17 protein-coding genes and 1 pseudogene are annotated in these 18291 nt (G+C 63.4%); 14 read left to right on the top strand and 4 right to left on the bottom strand.

What is annotated here, in order from left to right:
• Nucleotides 1–20 precede the first annotated feature (20 nt).
• From JST30_08935 to JST30_08920, 4 genes are all read left to right on the top strand, one after another.
• A complete protein-coding gene (locus JST30_08935) occupies nucleotides 21–926 on the top strand; it encodes a hypothetical protein (protein ID MBS1714445.1) in 906 nt (301 codons plus the stop codon).
• Between the two features lie 111 nt (nucleotides 927–1037).
• Complete coding sequence (gene msrA, locus JST30_08930) at nucleotides 1038–1661, top strand: peptide-methionine (S)-S-oxide reductase MsrA (GenBank protein ID MBS1714444.1); 624 nt, start codon at nucleotides 1038–1040, stop codon at nucleotides 1659–1661.
• A 29-nt stretch (nucleotides 1662–1690) separates the two neighbouring features.
• Nucleotides 1691–3349, top strand: a complete 1659-nt coding sequence (locus JST30_08925) for a GAF domain-containing sensor histidine kinase (protein MBS1714443.1) — start codon at nucleotides 1691–1693, stop codon at nucleotides 3347–3349.
• Nucleotides 3346–3972 carry a response regulator transcription factor gene (locus JST30_08920; GenBank protein MBS1714442.1) on the top strand — a complete coding sequence of 209 codons (627 nt, stop codon included), beginning with the start codon at nucleotides 3346–3348 and terminating at the stop codon, nucleotides 3970–3972. The genes JST30_08925 and JST30_08920 overlap by 4 nt, the downstream gene beginning before the upstream one ends.
• Here JST30_08920 and JST30_08915 read toward each other — a convergent pair whose 3' ends face one another.
• Nucleotides 3973–4545: a cytochrome P460 family protein gene (locus JST30_08915; protein MBS1714441.1), complete on the bottom strand. Its 573-nt coding sequence runs from the start codon at nucleotides 4543–4545 to the stop codon at nucleotides 3973–3975.
• Nucleotides 4546–4627: 82 nt separating this feature from the next.
• Here JST30_08915 and JST30_08910 point away from each other — a divergent pair, with 82 nt between their 5' ends.
• Complete coding sequence (locus JST30_08910) at nucleotides 4628–5092, top strand: hypothetical protein (protein ID MBS1714440.1); 465 nt, start codon at nucleotides 4628–4630, stop codon at nucleotides 5090–5092.
• 3 nt (nucleotides 5093–5095) lie between these two features.
• Here JST30_08910 and dapA read toward each other — a convergent pair whose 3' ends face one another.
• Nucleotides 5096–6010, bottom strand: a complete 915-nt coding sequence (gene dapA, locus JST30_08905) for a 4-hydroxy-tetrahydrodipicolinate synthase (GenBank protein MBS1714439.1) — start codon at nucleotides 6008–6010, stop codon at nucleotides 5096–5098.
• On the opposite strand from dapA, the gene JST30_08900 reads away from it, so the two are divergent.
• Nucleotides 6009–6617 (top strand): hypothetical protein, encoded by a 609-nt coding sequence (locus tag JST30_08900; GenBank protein ID MBS1714438.1) that lies wholly within the window; start codon nucleotides 6009–6011, stop codon nucleotides 6615–6617. The two genes, dapA and JST30_08900, sit on opposite strands and share 2 nt — an antisense overlap.
• 58 nt (nucleotides 6618–6675) lie before the next feature.
• Here the strand turns inward: JST30_08900 and JST30_08895 are convergent, their stop codons facing one another.
• Complete coding sequence (locus JST30_08895) at nucleotides 6676–7665, bottom strand: thioredoxin family protein (GenBank protein ID MBS1714437.1); 990 nt, start codon at nucleotides 7663–7665, stop codon at nucleotides 6676–6678.
• An 80-nt stretch (nucleotides 7666–7745) separates the two neighbouring features.
• Between JST30_08895 and JST30_08890 the strand changes: the two genes are divergently transcribed.
• The 7 genes and pseudogenes from JST30_08890 (at nucleotide 7746) to JST30_08860 (ending at nucleotide 15660) form a co-directional block, all read left to right on the top strand.
• Nucleotides 7746–9056, top strand: coding sequence for a glycosyltransferase family 39 protein (locus JST30_08890; GenBank protein MBS1714436.1), 1311 nt, complete (start codon nucleotides 7746–7748; stop codon nucleotides 9054–9056).
• Between the two features lie 127 nt (nucleotides 9057–9183).
• Nucleotides 9184–9747: a sigma-70 family RNA polymerase sigma factor gene (locus JST30_08885; GenBank protein MBS1714435.1), complete on the top strand. Its 564-nt coding sequence runs from the start codon at nucleotides 9184–9186 to the stop codon at nucleotides 9745–9747.
• The gene (locus JST30_08880; GenBank protein MBS1714434.1) at nucleotides 9744–10544 is read left to right on the top strand and encodes a hypothetical protein; all 801 of its coding nucleotides are present in this window, start codon (nucleotides 9744–9746) and stop codon (nucleotides 10542–10544) included. The genes JST30_08885 and JST30_08880 overlap by 4 nt, the downstream gene beginning before the upstream one ends.
• Nucleotides 10545–10609: 65 nt before the next feature.
• A complete protein-coding gene (locus JST30_08875; protein MBS1714433.1) occupies nucleotides 10610–11422 on the top strand; it encodes a prepilin-type N-terminal cleavage/methylation domain-containing protein in 813 nt (270 codons plus the stop codon).
• 80 nt (nucleotides 11423–11502) lie between these two features.
• Nucleotides 11503–12225: a hypothetical protein gene (locus JST30_08870; GenBank protein ID MBS1714432.1), complete on the top strand. Its 723-nt coding sequence runs from the start codon at nucleotides 11503–11505 to the stop codon at nucleotides 12223–12225.
• A gap of 162 nt (nucleotides 12226–12387) precedes the next feature.
• A pseudogene (locus tag JST30_08865) lies at nucleotides 12388–13461 on the top strand (sodium/proton-translocating pyrophosphatase).
• Between the two features lie 6 nt (nucleotides 13462–13467).
• Complete coding sequence (locus JST30_08860) at nucleotides 13468–15660, top strand: sodium/proton-translocating pyrophosphatase (GenBank protein ID MBS1714431.1); 2193 nt, start codon at nucleotides 13468–13470, stop codon at nucleotides 15658–15660.
• A gap of 500 nt (nucleotides 15661–16160) precedes the next feature.
• Here JST30_08860 and JST30_08855 read toward each other — a convergent pair whose 3' ends face one another.
• Nucleotides 16161–17924 (bottom strand): S8 family serine peptidase, encoded by a 1764-nt coding sequence (locus JST30_08855; GenBank protein ID MBS1714430.1) that lies wholly within the window; start codon nucleotides 17922–17924, stop codon nucleotides 16161–16163.
• Nucleotides 17925–18020: 96 nt separating this feature from the next.
• On the opposite strand from JST30_08855, the gene JST30_08850 reads away from it, so the two are divergent.
• A complete protein-coding gene (locus JST30_08850; protein MBS1714429.1) occupies nucleotides 18021–18260 on the top strand; it encodes a hypothetical protein in 240 nt (79 codons plus the stop codon).
• Nucleotides 18261–18291: the final 31 nt, after the last annotated feature.

Below are 18291 nucleotides of genomic sequence, written 5' to 3'. Positions count from 1 at the left end.
CGACGACCGAAAATCCGAGTGTGGTCAATCCGCAATGGGAGGGGGTCGCGACAAGGGACGAAGTCGTCGATGTGGCGAACGCCTGGGTCGCGCGGTTCGCGCCGCTCGTCCTCGACGAGCCGACGGCGACCGTGCCCGAGCTTAAGGAACGGATCGCGAGCGCAACCAGGCTCCAAGACGAGTCCGCCTCGCTGCTGACCCTTCTATCCCCCTTCGAGACCTCTGAGCCGGAGCTTGCCGAGACCGTCAAGAAGGCCATGTCCCAGCTTCCGTCGCTGGAAGACGACCTGCGCAAACGGTTGGCGCGGCTGGCACCCGGAGATCCGGCCGGGATCGCCGATTACCGGGCGATCCAAGACCGTCTGCAAGAACGGGAGGCGCGTCAGGAGCTAGGCGTCCCGACCGAGGAGGAAGGACCGTCGGTCCTCGACCTCAAGATCGCGGACGGGAACTGGGCCGCCGCCGTCGGGCTCGGCGTCTTCGCCTTCGGATGGAACTCCTTCACGCTGGTCCACTGCGTGATGATGATCGGCGGAATGTCCAAGGCGATCGGATGGGGGGCGCTCGGCCTGCTCGGGTTCTACGCCATTTTCTTCGGTGTCGGGGCCCTCATGGCGGTCGGCAGCCTCGCGGCAGCGTCGCAAGAGTCCGTCCATATCGACGGATGCGACTTCACTGCGACGTACAAGCTGGGCTTCCTGAAGTACTCGTACCGTCGCAGGCTCGATCCGACCGTGCCCGCCCGTGTCGGGGCACCGGAGCGCCAGGGGTCGTCCGATTCCAAGCCCAAGGCGACGATCGTCTTGACCGACGAAAAGGGCCGCGAACTGTCGGTAGGGCAGAACGCGGGCAAGGCCCGACTCGAAGCGCACTGCGCTAAGATCAACGCGTATCTGGCCGCCCAGGATCGCCCGACCGGCCGCTAAAAAGGCCTAGGCCCGCGAACCATGACGGCTCTGTACGACTTGAGGATGTTCGTGGCGATCTTGAAACTCGGTATCGTGGCCCTGGCCTTGTCGGTCGCTTCTTGTAAGACCATGAGCAGCCTTCAACCCGGACAAGATCCGGCCCCCGTCTCCGTCGAGGCGCCCGCAGGGGCCCAGACCGTCGTTTTCGGCGGCGGGTGCTTCTGGTGCGTCGAGGCCATTTTCGAAGCTCTGAACGGCGTGACGGCTGTGGAGAGCGGATACGCCGGCGGATCCGTGAGGAACCCGACCTACGCCCAAGTGTGCACCGGGACAACCGGCCATGCCGAAGTCGTCAAAGTCATGTTCGACCCGAAGGTCGTCTCGGAAGACGACCTCCTCCACATCTTCTTCACGACCCACGACCCGACCACGTTGAACAGGCAGGGCCCCGACTCGGGGACGCAGTACCGTTCCGTCGTTTTCTACCGGACCGACGAAGAAAAGGCCCTTGTCCAGAAGGTCGTCAAGGACGTCGAGGACGCCAAGATCTGGCCATCCCCGATCGTGACGACGGTCGAGAAACTCGACGCGTTCTATCCCGCCGAAACCTATCACCAGGACTACTTCGACAAATTCGAAAAGGCCGATCCCGTGGGCCAGTCCGAAATGAACGCGGGCTACTGTCGCGCGGTGATCGAACCTAAGGTCCGGAAGTTCCGCGAAAAGTACGCGGCCAAACTCAAAAAGCGCTGACGACGCCCCGTTCCGGGCACAATGGAGCGGTGCACGCGAAGCGTCTGTCCCGGGCCCAGCGCGAGCGCATCCTCCGACAGGGCGTGGAGAGCGCGTTCGAGGAAACCGCCCTTCGGCCCCTCTTGTCCAAAGTAGTCCGGTCGGCGTGCTTGCTGCTCGGGGCCGAGGACGGCGGGATCGGACTCGTCGCCGAACACCCCCGGAGGATCGTGATGGAGGCTGTCCACAACCTCCCTTCTGACGAGATCGGCTCGGCGTGGCTTCCAGGCGACGGAATAGCCGGCCGGGTCCTAGAGTCGGGCCGACCGGTCGTGGTCAACCGGTACGGGGACATCGATCCCCAACAACGACCGGAGCTCGAAGACAACGCTGTCCTCGGCGTACCCATCACGCGCCGCCGACGGATGATCGGCTTTTTCGGAATCGGAGCGCAGTCTCCCAGAGTCTTCAACGCCGGCGACGTCCGGATCCTCAGCCAGTTCGCGCGAGCCTGCGCGACCGCGATCGAAAACGCGAGACTGTTCGAAGAGACCCAGCGCAGCCTTCAGCAAGCGCGCCTGCTCGCCCAAACGACGACCGCCCTGAGTCAAGCCCTTACGCTCGAAGATATCGTACGGGCCTATTTGGACCAGCTCGCCAAAGGGCGGACCTACAACTGCTCGATCGTGCTCTACGAGCGCGACGGGCAAGGTGAAATCGCGTTCAACTGTCAGGTCGGTGAGTACAGGCCGGGCCAACGCGTCCGCACCCATCGGAGCCGGATCCGGCACGAGAGGGACGAGCTCGACCCCGTGCTCGAGTCAGGAGACGCTCTTGTCTTCTCAGACGTCCGGACGGACGGACGCGTGCCCCAAGGGTTGCGGCGGATCCAAGAGCAAGAAGGACGGCCCGCTCTCGCCCTTCTTCCCCTCGTGAGCCGGAACCAACGGTTGGGCCTCGTCACATTGTCGCTCGACCGGTCGCACGAATGGACTCCCGAGGAACTGCGCCCTTTTTTAGTGAGCACGGCCCAACTCGCGGCTGCGATCGACGCCCGACAAGAACAGGCCCGCGTCGCCGAAGAGCAATCGACGCTCGCCCTCGTCGAAGAACGGAAGCGGCTCGCCCGCGACCTTCATGACTCGGTGACCCAGACGTTGTTCGCGATCCAGCTCTTCAGTCAGTCGCTCGTCGACGAACTGGAGGACGAGCGGGCGGTGAAGTTCTCGAAGGTCACGGACCTTGCCAGAAACGGTCTGAAGGAGATGAGGGCGTTGCTGTCCGAGCTCCGCCCGGTCGAGGGAGGGACGGTCCGACCGGCTGCGGACGATTCGCTGTCGGACAGGCTCCAGCGGCATGCCGCTTCGATCGGTCTGACGGCACGGCTTTCGGTCTCCGACCTCCGCACGAGGACCGGCGACCGTGAAACCGACCACGTCCTGTTCCGGATCGCCCAAGAAGCCCTTTCGAACGCCCATAAGCACGCTCGTGCCGAATCCCTCAAGGTGACACTGACGATGACGGCAACGTCGACCGTGTTGACGGTGACGGACGACGGCATCGGGTTCCGGCCTGATGGACCGTCGGCTGGGATGGGCCTTGCCGGAATGCGGGAGCGCGCCATCGGCCTCGGAGGCTCCCTGAACGTTGCTTCGAGACCTGGCCATGGGGTCAAAATCACGGTCAAGTTGCCGAGCACGGGGACATGAACACCGTCAAGGTCATGATCGTCGACGACCATCCGGTCGTCAGGGAAGGTCTCAGGGCGCTCCTCGCCAAGACCGACGTGGCCCGCGTCGTCGCCGAAGCCGGAGACGGTCGGGAGGCGATCGATAAACTTCGGGCCGTGGACGTCGAACTCGTCCTCATGGACTGGCAGCTTCCCACGATGGACGGGCTCGCGACGACGACGGAGCTCAAGAAGTCATGGCCCCACGTCAAGGTCCTGATGTTGACGAACCGTTTGGACGCGGAATCGGTCAAGCAGGCGATCAAGGCCGGCGCTTCGGGCTACCTGCTCAAAGACGTCTCGAAGGACGACCTCGAACGGGCCATTCAAGAGACCATGGACGGGAAGACGGTCCTTCACGAGGAAGCCCAATTCCAGCTCGCCGCGGCACTGACCGCGACCGACCCCATAGAAAACCTGACGCAACGGGAACGGGACGTCTTCGTCCTCTTAGGCCGGGGCCGGTCCAACAAAGAAATCGGGCGCGAACTCGGCTTGACCGAAGGCACGGTCAAAGGTTACGTCAGTGCGGTCCTCCTGAAGACAGGGACGGCCGACCGGACACAGGCCGCTCTGCTTGCGACGAAGCTCGGACTCGTCTGATCAGCCGCGCTTCGTCCTGACGTATCGGGTGTCGGCCACGTAAGGCCGGAACACATAGTCCTCGCCCTTGACCGTGTCATGACACTTGATACAGGCGGAAACGTCCCCGTTCATGACCTTCCCGGCGGCGTCGACCGCATAGTACGTCCACCTTCCGTTCTTCTTCGCCATGACGGTCAGGAGTTCCGGCTTGAGGCCCTTGACCTTACTCGTGTCGACGGGGTCCCACATCGCAGCGTCCTTCCGCTCCAAGGCCTTGCGGTCGTACTTCTCCTTCACGATGACCGTTCCGTCCGGGAACGTCTTCTTCCCCCGATCCATCATCACTTTGGCCCCGGCAGCGTTCACGTAGACCATGAAGACCTTGCGGTTGTGGGGGTTCGGAGATTGGTCTTGAGGACGCGGGCCGACGCAGGAGAGGGCCATGGCCGGGGTCATGTCCTGGGGCCCTGTCGTCGCTTGCTTCCACGATCGGTAACCCTTGATCGCGTCGAGACGGGCTTCGGATCCGGACGTCTCGGTCCATGCGACGAACGCAGCCGCCACGGCGCCCGCACAAACGATGGCCTTCATCGACGATTTGACGGGTCCGACCGCACGGTCGTTTCATCGCTCGCTCAAAAGACGAAGAGGGTCTGCTCGGTATGATCGACGGATGCCCGTCCCTGAACCGCTCCTCAAGGCTGTCGGCCGATGGACAGGATCGAGCCGACTGAACCTTCCCTACTTGCCCGAGGGCGAGCAAGTGGAAGAGTCGGCCTCGACCTTGACCGTCACGACCGACCAGAAACAAACGTACGCGACGGTGGACATCACCTGGTCGACGAAAGGCGACGACCAAACCGGACGGATTTTGGTCGCGGGTGGCGAAGACGGCAACGTCAGTGCGGGTTGGAGCGATTCCTGGCACCAGAGCGGCGGCGTCATGTCGCTCGTCGGCAACGGCATGACGGGGCCGACAAAGGTCACCGGTGCCTTCAGCGCCGGTGAGGGGCCGGACTGGGGATGGAGGATCGAGTTCTGGTCGGACGGGCCGGACGCGTTCCAGATGAAGATGTTCGTCATCACCCCGGACGGCGAAGAGACTTGGGCCGTTCAGGGTGACTACGTACGGGCGTGACCGTCAGACGGAGACGACGGCCATCGGCTTAGTCTCGAACAAAGGGCGGAGGGCCGCCTTTTGAGATTCGTTCAAGGTCACGAGCGGCAGACGGACGGACTCGCAGTCGAAACCTTTGAGCGACAGCGCGTACTTGACAGGCACCGGGCTCGGTGCCGAAAAGAGCCCTTTGATCGCGGGCACGAGCGACTTCGAGATCTTGGCCGCCCGACCGGAGTCGATCGGAAACGTCGCGATCATGTCCGCCAGTTCCGCCCCGATCACGTGTGCGGCCACGCTGACGAGTCCGTGTCCGCCGACGCTCATGACGGGCAGCGTGATCCCGTCGTCTCCGCTGTAGACGCGGAACCCTTCGGGCGCCGACGAGCACACTTCGGCGATCTGACCCATCATCCCGCTCGCTTCTTTCACGGCGACGATGTTCGGAGTCGTCTCGACCAGTTTGAGCAACGTCGGTGTTTCCAGATTGATCGCCGACCGCGGCTGAATGTTGTAGAGCATCACGGGGAGCCCGGTCGCCCTGGCACACGTCTGGAAGTGTGCGAAGAGGCCTTCTTGGCCCGGTCGGTTATAGTAGGGGTTCACGAACATCACACCGTGCGCGCCGGCCTTTTCCGCTCGCTTCGCAAGATGGACCGATTCCGCCGTATCGTACGTCCCGGCACCGAACACGACGGCAGCCCGGTCACCGACCGTCTCCATCGTGATGTCCAGGATCCTGAGCTTTTCCTCTTCCGATAGTGTCGGCGATTCGCCTGTCGTACCGCTGACGACGATACCGTCGTTCTTCTGCACGTCGACAAGGTAGGTCGCGATGCGGGCCACTTCGGAGTCGTTGACCGAGCCATCGGCCCGGAAGGGGGTGAGCATGGCCGTCAACAGACGGCCCCAGTCGCGAGGCCCTTGGAACGAACCCATGGGAAAAGGATACCGTGACGCGTTCCGTACTGCGAGTCCGAGCCGGTCGTCGCGCCGCAAGGGGACCGACACGCAACTTCAGCTGAACCGCGAACGTCTTTCAGGGACGGCCTTGAACGAACACGACGACGAATTGACGCCTGAAGAGGCGCGGGCGGTCCTCGACCTTCACCACCTGCGGGAAAGGTTGAAGGACGTCCAGGGCGGATTTGTCGGCTATGAGGACATGCGCCAAGTCCTCGGAATCTTGCCCGACGAGCTTTCGAAGTTGGTGCGGCACGTCCGAAGCGTCCTCCCTTCGCGGTTGACGGTCCAAGAGGACGTGCTCACGGACCGCGAAGCGGAATTCGTCGTCGCCCTGCACGCGAGGAGCAGCGAAGGCTATGAGCCTGGGGCGATCGACTTTCCGACCGTCGAACTCGTCCAAGTCGTCCGACAACGTCAAGCCGAGTTCGAGCGCTATGAAGGCGTCGCGCACGCGGCCGGTCCCGTCGCGGACTACGGCGTCGTCGTCGGAGAGGACCCCCGCTCTTGGACGATCTTGTTGACGGTCGTCGGCGCGATCGCACTGACCCTGGCCGTCCTCTATCTCCTGTTCCGGTCGTAACGAACGACGCCCCCGACCTTTCGGACGAGGGCGCCGCAATGGGGACGAAGTGACGGTCTTACTTCTTGCCCTTGGCCGTCGAGATCTCTCCGTAGACCTGGTCAGGCCCGCCGTAGCCCACGAACTCGTGGACGACGCTTCCGTCCCCTCGCAGGAACTTGACCGTCGGCATCGCGGTGATGTTGTAGCGCGAGGCGATGTCCTTCTGAAGGTCGACGTCGACCTTGACGAGGACGAAGTCCTTCGCGACGTCCTTGAACTTCTCGCTGTGGAAGACCTCGGCGTCCATCATCTTGCACGGGCCGCACCAAGACGCCATGAAATCGACCATAACGAGCTTGTTCGAAGCCTTGGCGATCTGAAGGGCCTTGTCGAAGTCGCTCAGCCAGACGCCCGCAGTGAGGGCGTCGAACTCGACTTTCTTCGCGCCGTTCGGGGCTTTGAAGGCGAAGAGGTCGGATCCCGCGTTGAACGCGGCCTCGGTCACGATCATGACGCTGGTCTGCGCACCCTTACTGGACTGGACGGTGACCTCGCCTTGGCAGAGCATGTCGGTCGAGTCCGTGTACAGGCGCATGGTCGTTTGGCCTTTCGCGTCGGCCGAGACTTCGACGACGTTGAGCGTCTTACCGCCGCGCGACTTGGTTCCAGAGTCTTTGCTCGTGGCGTAGTTCTTGACCGACTCCGGCTTGAAGAACGGCTTCCAAACGGACGTCTCGACGCCGTTGAACGTGCTCAGAAGGTCCAGCTCGGTCTGCGGCTTGTCGAAATAGGTGTTGTCCTGCTTGTTATAGGTCGTGATCGTCTTGCCGTCGGCGACGACGATAGAGTCGGCGGTCTCGATCCTGGCCTTGTCCGGCTTCGCGAACGCGACCTTGAACTCGACGGGCGACCCGCCGATCGGCTGGACAGAATACGTCGCGCTGAACGACTGCGCCGCCCCCAACGCGTCGGCGAACGCCTTGAGCTTCGGCGACGCCTCGCTCTTCAAGGCGGCGATGCTGACCGCCGATCCGGCGACGAGGAGCGCCGCCACGCAAACTTTCATGTTCATTATGTTAGGCCTCTCTGTTCCGCGGTAGAACGCGTCCATTCTATCCTAACTTAGCGGAAAGGTAAAACAAGGCCGTGCGGGAATGGTGGCCGGTCGCGGTCGTAGCGGCGTTGTTCGTGACGGTCTGCCTCTTTTTTTCATCGGCGACCCCTTACCGCACGGGCGGAGCGATCGTCCACGGCGTCCGGGCCGTCGTCCCCGATATCGGCGCTCCTGACGAACGCCAGCACGCGAACTACGTCGGCCGACTGATGAAGGGCGACGGCTTTCCTGTCCTTGTCGCAGGCTCCCCGGACGCCTATGAGAACTACCAGGCCCACCAACCTCCGGCGTACTACGTTTTGGCCGCGGGGTGGTGCAAGCTCACCGGCACCGATCCGACCTCACCGAACGGTCAGGGTCTGAGGTTCTTGAGCACGTTGATCGGCGTGGCGACGGTCGTAGGATTGTTCTTGGGAGCCAAGTGGGCGGGCGGCTCGAACGCCGTCGCATGGGCGTCGACCGCGGCCGCCCTTATGCCGATGTCGGTCGCACTTCACTCTGCCGCCAGCAACGACCCTCTCTTGATCGGTCTGTGCACGTGGGTGCTCGCGCTCTTGTTCAAGGGCCTGCGAGACGGTTTCGACACCAAGTCTCTCGTGGCGACGGTCCTTCTGACGGGGGCCGCACTGTTGACGAAGACGACGGCGTTGGCGCTGCTGCCTTGTCTTCTCCTGGGCGCAGTCTTTGCGCGGAGTCATGCGACTTCGCCCTTGAGACCCGCCGCCTTTGTCGCGCTCCTCCTTGGACCGGTCGTCCTGGCCGCGCCGTGGTGGTGGCGGAACGTCGGGCTCTACGGCGACCCGTTCGCCATGAAGGCGTTCAACGAGGCGTTCCTCGGCTCCCCTCAAGCCGCGACGTTCATCGGAGGCCTCGGAGCCGCCACGTACTGGTCGAACATGGTGGCGTGGTGGACGGCCCGAAGCGCGATCGGCGTGTTCGGTTACATGGATATATTCCTTTTTGAAAATTTGAACATGGACAAATCATCGAGCATCTACGTCGCTCTGATGGTCGTGGCGGCTGTCCCGGTCAGTGCGGGACTTGTCCGATCGTTCCGGTCCGTCCGGACGGGTAAGGGCGGCGTGGTCGTCCTTGCCGCCGTGTTCGCAGGCCTGGTCGCAGTCTTGTTCGTCGGGTTCAACGCGAGGTACTTCCAGGGTCAGGCGCGCTATCTGTACCCTGCTCTTGGCCCCGCCGCCTGGTGCACGGGCGCGGGTCTGTGCGCCTTGATGCGGGAGCGCCGCGAGTGGGCATGGGCGGTGGGCGCCTTGCTTCTTCTGGGCCTTGATCTGGTGGCTTGGTCGCAACTCGGGCCCGCTTTCGCCCTGAGGACCTCGGTCTAAGCACCCGGTTCGAACGTCAAGACTGGTAAGGCGCGGACATGACGTGTTTCTCTCCGGACGGAACCGAAACCTGGGTCCCTCGACAGAGGCGTAACCTGGGTCCGGCGGTCCGCGTCAGACGGTTACGGTGGTGTGGCCCCTGATCGATAGTACGGGCGCAGCCTGGGACGACGAGCTTCGGCTCGTCGACCGGGCGACGGACGGTGACGAGGACGCTTTCCGCATCCTCTATTCCCGCTATTACGCCCGGGTCTTCGCGATCGCCAAAGGCGTCGTCCTCGACGCTGAAGAGGCCGAAGACATGGCCCAGGAGGCCTTCACACTCGCTTTTAGGAACCTCAAGCGGTTCGACCGACGGTCGAAGTTCAGCACGTGGCTCTTTCGGATCGCGGTCAACCGCAGCATCCAACAGGCCCGCAACACGAAGGGGCGCAAACGGCTCGTTCCGCTCGACGACAACGCCGAGGCCGTACCCGCCAAGCCCGAAGCGGCCGCGAACGATCCGGACATCGAGGCCGCTATGGGCCGGCTCCAACCTCTGGACCGGGCCGTCATCACGCTGTTCTATTGGGACGAACTCAGCCTGATTGAGATCGGCGAGAGCCTGGGGTGTTCGGCGAACGCCGCCAAGACGCGGCTGTTCCGGGCCCGCGAGCGGTTCCGTGAAGCCTACGAGGAGGCCGTGTCGTGAGCGCTGTGCGCATCCCGCCGGAAATCGACGACGCCCTGTGGTCGGTCGCGGAATCGAGCGACCCTCGGGCCATCGAGGAGTTCGGCAACCGATATCCCGCGTACAAGGCCGCGCTCGTGGAAAGGGTCCGACTGGTGCGCCGGCTCCGGTCGTCGCGACCGGCGGGAGAGGTCCCTCCGATGAGGTTCCGACCGATCCCGGCCCGGACGTCGAAGCGCTGGCCCGTGTTCGCGGTCGGCGGCCTGATGTTCGCGACCCTGGCATGGGGCACGGTCGCAAAGCTCTCGGCTCCGGCCCACGGTCCGTCGGTCGAGTCGACCGCGGCGGCGACCGGCCTTCCTTCGAACGGGCCGACGAAAGACGGGCGTTCGACGCCCCTGTCTTTGGCACCGGGAGACAAAAAGGTCGAACAGGCGCCGGACCTAGCCGACCGTGAGCCTGTCCAGCCGCCCATGGCCGAAGATCCGTTCGAGCGCACGGTGACGCTCGACCATGAGAAAGTCCGTTTGACGTCGCTCCTCAAGGAGATCGCAGGACAGGCGAAGCTGAAGCTCGAAGTCGCACCAGGCCTAGAGGACGTCGAAGTCGAAGCCCGTTACGCTTCGATGCCCGCCAAAGACGTCTTGCGCGACCTCGGGGACAATTTCGGGTTCACCGTGATGGTCCAGGAAGGCGCACACGCACTGGTCATCCCTGCCCTTGACGAACGGTCCCGGCAGAACGGAGGCTCGGTTCCCTCTGGACAGGGTTCCGGCCCGACGATCAAGCTCATGCCCCACGACGGCAAGGGCCGCTGACGGAAACTGTCCGATTTAATAAATTCCAAGTAAGGCACCGTTTGTGCTCTATAATGTAAGTCCTTATGTTGAAAAAATCCGCCTTCACCCTGATCGAGTTGCTCGTGGTGATCGCCATTATCGCGATTCTTGCGGCCATCTTGTTCCCGGTGTTCGCCCGTGCCAAGGAGTCGGCTAAGAAGACTCAAGCTCTGGCTCAAATGCGCCAAATGGGACTGTCCGTCGAGATGTACGCTACGGACAACGACGACTACCTGATCCCGAGTACGAACTATGACTCGACGAACACCGATCCGGACATCTGGACGCCCGGCTTGCAGCCGTACGTGAAAAACAAGCAGATTTTCGTGGCTCCCGGTAGTTCGACGAGCAAGTACGCCGAAGGCTGGGGCAACCGCCAGGAACAGAGCGTCGGATACAACGGCACGACGGCCATCGGTACGGTCGCCGGCGGCCGCCTGACCGCCGCACAAGTGTGCTCGAACGGCGAACTGAAGGTGGGTTGCGAAGGTTGGGCCACGGCCGCGACGATGAACGCGATGGACCGCCCGGCCGAGGTCGGGCTTTTCGCGATCACACCAGACGGCCCTGTCGGCACGAAGTACCGCGGCTACGTCATCAGCCCGGACAACGGCACCGCGTACTGGAACCTGCCCTTCACGAAGCTCGAGCAGGCCGTACCGCTCGTCAGCGACCGCGACCTCGTCGCCGAGCTCGGCGGTTCCCTCGCCCCCGGCCAGATGAAGCCGATCTACGCGCGGTACCTTGCCGACGGCAAGGACGCGGGCCAGACCCCCGTCGTCCTCGGCGACATGCACGCGAAGACGTTCTCGGCCGCTTCCATCCGAGCCGGCAAGGTCGTCTGGCGTTTCCGCTGAGAACCTGTCCGAACGGACGTTGAATCGTCACGGCCTGTCGCCCCGTCGCTTATACTGATAGCGACAAGAGGTGGCAGGCCGTGCCCCATTTAGAAAGAAGCTCCAACGTTCGGGAAGAGTTCAGCCAGCGCGGGCTGATGGCGATCGTGCCGGGGATCGTCCTCATCGTGCTCGGCGTCACGTTCATCGTCTACCAATCGGTCTTAACGACCCTTGGATACGTCCTGGCCTTGATCGGCGTCGGCCTCGTCGGCTATGCCGTCTACGAGTTCGTCCAAGTCAAGCGGGTCGTCGGTCACGCGGTCAAATGTCCGTTCTGCGACCACAAGAACGACTTCAACGAGGCCGCGACCGAAGACGTGCGCTGCGAAGGGTGCCAGCGGATGATCCCGATCGAGGGCGGTCGGATCCTTCAGGTCTGGCAGGTCCGCTGCGGATACTGCAACCACCTCAACTATTACAGCGAGAAGAGCACAGGGTTGATCTGTGAGAACTGCAACCGAGTGGTCCCGATCTCGAACGACCGTGGGCTTCAGTCTAAGGCCACGTTCGAGCACTATACGGTCCACGACGACAACAGTCCGTACGACCTCGTGTTGACCGGAGCAGGGCACGCGCACAACGAAGAGCTCGTCTCGACGCTGCAGCAAATGTTGGCCCTGAACAGGAACCAAGTGAAGCAGATTTTGGACGAGCTCCCGTCGACCCTTCTCTCGGGGATCCCGAAGAAAAAAGCCGAACTGCTCAAGGCGCAGATCGATATGCACGGCGGTTCCGCCGACTTTCGACCGTCTTCCGGATAGACCTGGCAGAAATGCCGGCAATACACCGGGCCTGACTTCCGGTTTGAACCTGGGGTACCATCGTCGCGCAACGCCCGGTGAAGGGCCCGAGGCCGTTTGGGCGGTCGCGGACACTCACCGGGCTCAAGACTATTGGAGATGTCAGAGATAAGGACGTCAAACATGCGGTTTTCATCCCCATTTCACCGACGGGCGCTCAGTCTGATCGGACTGACGGTCGCGCTCCTTCTCATGCCGGTCATGGCCCTGGCAAGTGAAGAGAACGTCGTCCTGAAGTTCGGTCAGAGCGACTTCGTCTACTTAGGAATCTCGGCAGCGATCGGGCTCCTCGCGATCGTCGTCGCATTCGCCCTTCGATCGAAGATCCTCTCCCTGTCGCCCGGCGACGAGAAGATGCAAGAGGTCGGCAAGGCGATCATGGACGGCGCGAACGCGTACTTGGCCAAACAGGGCCGGTCGATCGCGGTCGCGGTCATCGTGCTCGGCATCGCGCTCGGAGCCTTGTACACGTCGAAGTACGACATGATGACGGGCGTCCTGATCGCCGTCGCTTTCGTGCTCGGCGTCGCAGCGTCCTACTTTGCCGGCTTCACGGGCATGCGCATGGCGGTCCAGGCCAACATGAGGTCGGCCCACGCGGCCCTCGGTAAGTTCAGTCAAGCACTCGAGATCGCGTTCCGCAGCGGCGCGGTCGCAGGCCTGATGACGGTCGGCATGGGCCTCGTCGGCGCCACCCTCATTTTCTGGTTCGGCGGCCCGAACTCCATGAAGCTGTTGATCGGCTTCGGATTCGGCGGCTCTCTCGCGGCCCTCTTCATGAGGGTCGGCGGCGGCATCTATACGAAGGCCGCGGACGTCGGCGCCGACCTTGTCGGTAAGGTCGAAGCGGGCATCCCCGAAGACGATCCCCGCAACCCCGCCGTCATCGCGGACAACGTCGGCGACAACGTCGGCGACTGCGCGGGCATGGCGGCCGACGTCTTCGAGTCTTACGAAGTCACCCTCGTCGCAGCGATCGTCCTGGGCGCCGCGACGGCGACGATGTTCGACCAAGCGACCTGGATGAGGCTCGTCCTCTTCGCCCTGATGGCCCGCGGCGTCGGCATCATCGCCTCGATCGCCGGCATCTTCATGGTCAAGGGGAGCGACAATGTCGACGACAGCGCGCTCAAGCCGATCAGCAAGGGCTTCAAGGCTTCGGCGGCCATCGCCGCGGTTCTGACGATCGGGCTCGCCTGGTTCATGATGGGCGGAATGTCCGAGCAGTCCAAGATCTACTCGCACGAATTCGTGTCCCGTGAGGAGGCCGAGTTCCAGCAGCGCAAGGCGATCTTGGACGTCCGTGACCGCCTCGCGAAAACCAAGAAGGTCGAAAAAGACCAGGTCACGTCCGACGACGTGGCCAAGGATCCGGAGATCACGAAACTGATCGCGGACGAACAGGAACGGACCGGAGCCGTCTCATCGGCCCTCACGATGCCGGAAAGCATGGTGAAGAAGCCGGAACCGATGCACGGTTACGTCCCGTTCGACGCGAAGGACAAGAACAGCAAGGTCGGCCAGTACGCCACGCAGTTCGTTCCGATGGACAAGGCGGTCAACGCTGATCCGAGCAAGGCTCCGGAGCCCATCGTCGACACGATCGCGAACCGCATCGCTTCCGGCGGCGACTTGAGGGTCTTCACGGTCAACGTGACGATGACCCCGACCGCCCAGCCCGGTCAGCCGAAGCCCGAAGAGCGTACGAACAAGGTCTACATCGGCCCTGTCTCGCGAACGGACCTCGACGCCGTCATCAAGAACGCGACCAAGAACCCGGGCAGCCCGAAGATCCAGGTCGAGGGTGAAGGCAGGAAGGTCGAGTTCTTCACGAACGACGAAGGCAAGCTGATCGCGGCCGTCGACGACCCTAAGAACGAGGTCAAGATCGAGCGCGTCCAGCCCATCCAGCCGTTGACGTTCTTCAAGGCGGACGTCAAGCGCGTCAACGAGGCGCTGGCGAAGCAAAAGGCGAACCCCAACCAGATGGCGGCCATGCCCGCGAGCGACTCCGTGACGACCGTCCGGTTGGTCAAGAAGCTGGTTCCCTGGTGGACGTTCGTCGCCTGTATCCTCTTCGGCATCGCTATGGCGTACTTGTTCGAGAGGTTGACCGACTACTATGTCAGCCTTGACCGCAAGCCCGTCAAGGAAGTCGCCCAGGTGGCTACGGCCGGCCCGGCCCCGATGATCATCCAAGGCTTCGCTTTGGCCTCGGAATCGTCCTTCTTCAACGCGATCGCGATCGTGTTGTGTCTGATGGCTCCGATGATGATCTTCCCGGTCGCGTTGTACGGCAACTTCATCTTGTCGTTCTACGGCATCGCACTGGTCGGCCTCGGCCTGCTGACGACCACGGGCTACATCCTCGCGATGGACACCTTCGGCCCGATCAGCGACAACGCCCAGGGCGTCTTCGAGATGTCCGGTGCGGGACACGACAACCCGGTCGCCAGCAAGGGCATCCAGCGCCTCGACGCGGCAGGCAACACGACGAAAGCCCTCACCAAGGGCTTCGCGATCGCCACTGCCGTCGTGGCGGCGACGGCCCTCTTCCACTCCTTTGTGGAAGCGGCCAAGCTCGAGTCGGTCGGCATGCGCATCGACGTCCCGCAGATCTTCCTCGGGTTTATCGTCGGCGGCGCCGCGCCCTACCTGTTCTCCGCCTTCTCGATCAATGCGGTCGGCCGTGCGGCCTTCCAGTTGATCAACGAAGTGCGTTCCCAGTTCCGGAACGACCCGGGGATCATGGCGGGCACGTCCAAGCCGAACTACGGCAAGTGCGTCGAGATCGTGACGACGGCCGCCCAGCGCGAGTTGGCCGGCCCCGGCATCCTCGCCATCGCGCTCCCGATCGCCGTCGCTTACGGCTTCAGCATCGGGAACACACCGGTCGAGATCAACGGCGTGGCCTACAACCTGACGGGCGCTCAAGCTCTCGGCGGGTTCCTCGCCGGCTGTATCCTCTCCGGCCAGCTCCTTGCCGTCCTCCTCGCCAATTCGGGCGGGATCTGGGACAACGCGAAGAAGCTGATCGAGGACGGCCTCCACGGTGGCAAGGGGACGGAAGCCCATAAGGCCGGCGTCGTCTGCGACACGGTCGGTGACCCGTTCAAGGACACCGCGGGTCCGGCCCTCAACCCGCTGATCAAGGTCATGAACCTGATCGCACTACTGCTCGCTCCGGTGATCATCATGCCGGTTCCGGTGGCCGTTTCGGCCGGCGTGACGGCTGTCGCGGTGATCGCGCTGGGCTACGCGGTGTGGTACTCCAAGCGAGGCTCGTTCGGTAGCGAGATGGCGGCCGCTTCCGGCCCCGACGCCATCCCCGAGCAGTCGAGCGCCGCTCCCAAGCCGGTCCAAAAGCCGGCATCGGACGAGACGAAGAGCGAGTAACGCCCGGTCGGCTCGAATCCGACAGCCCCCGCCCAGATCGGGCGGGGGCTTTTTCTTTGATCCGGACCTGACGCCCTTGTCGCATGCCCTCGACGACCAACGTCCTCTTGCCGGATCCGATTCTTGTCAAGTCGGCGGCTGCCCGATTCGAAGGGGCTTCTCTGGCCCGTCCGCGTTGCCGGGCCTTTCCGTCCCCGTGCACGAGACGGTGTCCGTGCGTGCCAACCCTTTCGACGGTGTCTGCTCCGTGCAGCGCCCGAACGTCGGTCGCCAGCCTGGCCGTTTCCACGCCTTTGTCCTGTTCGCCCTTCAAAGGGCATCGATGCAGGCCGTCCTGCCCCCGGCGAAGGCCTGTCTTGCGACCGTACTGCGCGGGCCGAGCCCGGTGCCGTTTGTCCGCTGGGCCATGGAACCCCACGAGTGCCGCGTTCAGCCCGGTCCAAGAAAAAGCCCCCGAGGCCGTGAGGCCTCGAGGGCTGTCGTCCGGTCCAGCGTCCGTCTTACGGAAGGACGTTGGCGGTGAGTTTGCCTTGCTTCAGCGTGAGCTGGAACGGGCTGCCCGGCTCGCCGCGCCGACCGACCGGCGAGAACGCGCGGACGGCGACCCTCAGCGTCTTGTCCGTGGCCAGGTAGTTCGCGATACTGGCGTTGTACGAATGGCTGAAGGTGAACACCGATCCGTCGTTCGGCATCGGAGTCGTCTTGATCATGTCGTAACGGCCCGTGCTGAAGTTCCAGAAGAACACTTGGACGGTCGAGTTGCTGCCCTTCGAGGTCGAGAGCTTGAAGCTCGATACGACCGACTCGGTCGCGCCTGCGCTATAGCCCAGCTTGAAGTCCATCTTGGCGATCGACGACTCGCCCACTCCGTTGACCTTGACGCTCTTGGCGACATAGCCAGCACCGGTGCCGTTCTGGACCATGCCCAGATTGCCCGAAACGTACGTTCCCTGCAACAGGCTGAGCGTCGCCGGCTTGTAGTCGATGGCGATCGTCCTGGTCGCCATCGCCGCTTGCGCCGCCTTCAGCATGTTGACCCGGCCGTGCCCGTAGATCGACGGGGAGCCGATCTGGTCGCAGTTGTTGTAAAGGATCGTCTGGACCTGTTTGGGCTTCAAGGACGGGTTGATCGACCAGATCAGGGCGCAGACGCCGTTCGCGATCGGGGTCGCCATGCTCGTGCCGCTCGCGGCGCCGTAGCCGCCGTCGACGGTCGTGGACCAGATGCCCTCGCCGGGTGCGAAGACGGCCACGCCCTTGCCATAGGCCGAGAAGCCGGCCCTCGTGTCGGACGAGTTGGTCGCGCCGACGACGATGGTGTCCGGATGGCTGAAGCCGCTCAGGTCGCGTGCGTCGTTCCCGGCCGCCCACAAGAGGAGTCCGCCTTTGCCCTTGACATACGTACCGGTCGTATTGACGGCGGGGCTGTCCACGCCGGAGAAGCTCACGCTGACGACTTTGGCGCCGTGGTCGGCGGCCCACATCGCACCGTTGAACAGGTCGTCGAACGAGGCGCTACCGTTGAGCGAAGCCCGGATCGGCATGATCTTGAAGTTCCATCCTTCGCCGACGAGCCCGATCCCGTTGTTCCCGAGCGCAGCCGCGTCACCGGCACAATGGGTGCCGTGGCCATGGACGTCGACGACGTCGCCGCCGTCCACTTCGGCCTTACGGTCGACCGAGTTGTAGCCCTTGACCATGCCCGCTTTCAGGTCTTCGTGCGTGATCAGGACGCCCGTGTCGACGATCGCGACCGTGACGTTGTTCGTGCCCGTGTGAAGGTTCCAGGCCTCTTCGGACCTCATCACCTTGTGCTGCCATTGCGAGCTGAAACGGGGGTCGTTCGGCGTCTTCTTCGCCGCATTGACATAGCACCTCCAGTTCGGGACGGCGTACTCATAGTCGCCCGTCGCCATCAAGGCCTTGCTCATGTCGTTCTCGTCGGAATAGAACGGGATCTGTACGATCGACCAGTCGGTCTTCGCGTAGTACTTGAGCCGATAGGGCCGGAGCCTGTCGGCGGCGCGCCTCTGGACGGCGGCGATCGTCTGGCTGTCGTAGCCTCGCTGAGCCAGGGCCACGGCCTGCAACGGTCGGACGATCAACGTCCGTGTGAACTCGAGGACGCCCTTTTGCTCGATGAAAGGACCGTTCACTCCGCCAGCCCCAGCCGCCAGCGCTGGCGCCGCGGACAGAAGGGCGGCGAGGCCCGAAAAGATCAATCGTTTATACATGATGTTCCACCCGACGGCGTCGGCTGCCACCGTCACCGTCAGTATACGCTCTTCTGACGCGTTTCGGGCTCGATTTGATCGTCGTACGGATTCGTTTCGGCACATTCTGTCTGCTAAACTGCGGCCATGGCCGACCCGAAAGACGTGCAAGCCGGCAAGTACCTTCGAAGCGAACTGGGCAAGAAGATGATCGACGTCACGCAAGCCGACGTCCGGGTCATGCACGGCGTCGCCTACATCCGGGGCGTCGTCAAGGCCGTCGCCGGCGGCCCGCCGGACGTCCGCGTCGCCCTTCAGAACGCCGCGAACGGCCTGCGGCAGAAGGGCATGATCAAGGACGTCGTCATCGATTGCGCCTATCGTTGACCTTGATGCAAAACCGGTCCGAACTCCGGAC

The sequence above is a fragment of the Armatimonadota bacterium genome, from assembly GCA_018268395.1.
Classification (GTDB): Bacteria; Armatimonadota; Fimbriimonadia; order Fimbriimonadales; family Fimbriimonadaceae; genus JAEURO01.
This window is presented reverse-complemented; position numbering and strand designations above follow the sequence as displayed.

Bases quoted from the DNA above. Each gene is read 5' to 3' on its own strand.
- JST30_08915 (MBS1714441.1), bottom strand. From the start codon at position 4,545: ATGAAGGCCATCGTTTGTGCGGGCGCCGTGGCGGCTGCGTTCGTCGCA.
- JST30_08860 (MBS1714431.1), top strand. From the start codon at position 13,468: ATGATGGGCGGAATGTCCGAGCAGTCCAAGATCTACTCGCACGAATTC.
- JST30_08920 (MBS1714442.1), top strand. From the start codon at position 3,346: ATGAACACCGTCAAGGTCATGATCGTCGACGACCATCCGGTCGTCAGG.
- JST30_08850 (MBS1714429.1), top strand. From the start codon at position 18,021: ATGGCCGACCCGAAAGACGTGCAAGCCGGCAAGTACCTTCGAAGCGAA.
- JST30_08875 (MBS1714433.1), top strand. From the start codon at position 10,610: ATGTTGAAAAAATCCGCCTTCACCCTGATCGAGTTGCTCGTGGTGATC.
- dapA (MBS1714439.1), bottom strand. From the start codon at position 6,010: ATGGGTTCGTTCCAAGGGCCTCGCGACTGGGGCCGTCTGTTGACGGCC.
- JST30_08900 (MBS1714438.1), top strand. From the start codon at position 6,009: ATGGGAAAAGGATACCGTGACGCGTTCCGTACTGCGAGTCCGAGCCGG.
- JST30_08910 (MBS1714440.1), top strand. From the start codon at position 4,628: ATGCCCGTCCCTGAACCGCTCCTCAAGGCTGTCGGCCGATGGACAGGA.
- msrA (MBS1714444.1), top strand. From the start codon at position 1,038: ATGAGCAGCCTTCAACCCGGACAAGATCCGGCCCCCGTCTCCGTCGAG.
- JST30_08895 (MBS1714437.1), bottom strand. From the start codon at position 7,665: ATGAAAGTTTGCGTGGCGGCGCTCCTCGTCGCCGGATCGGCGGTCAGC.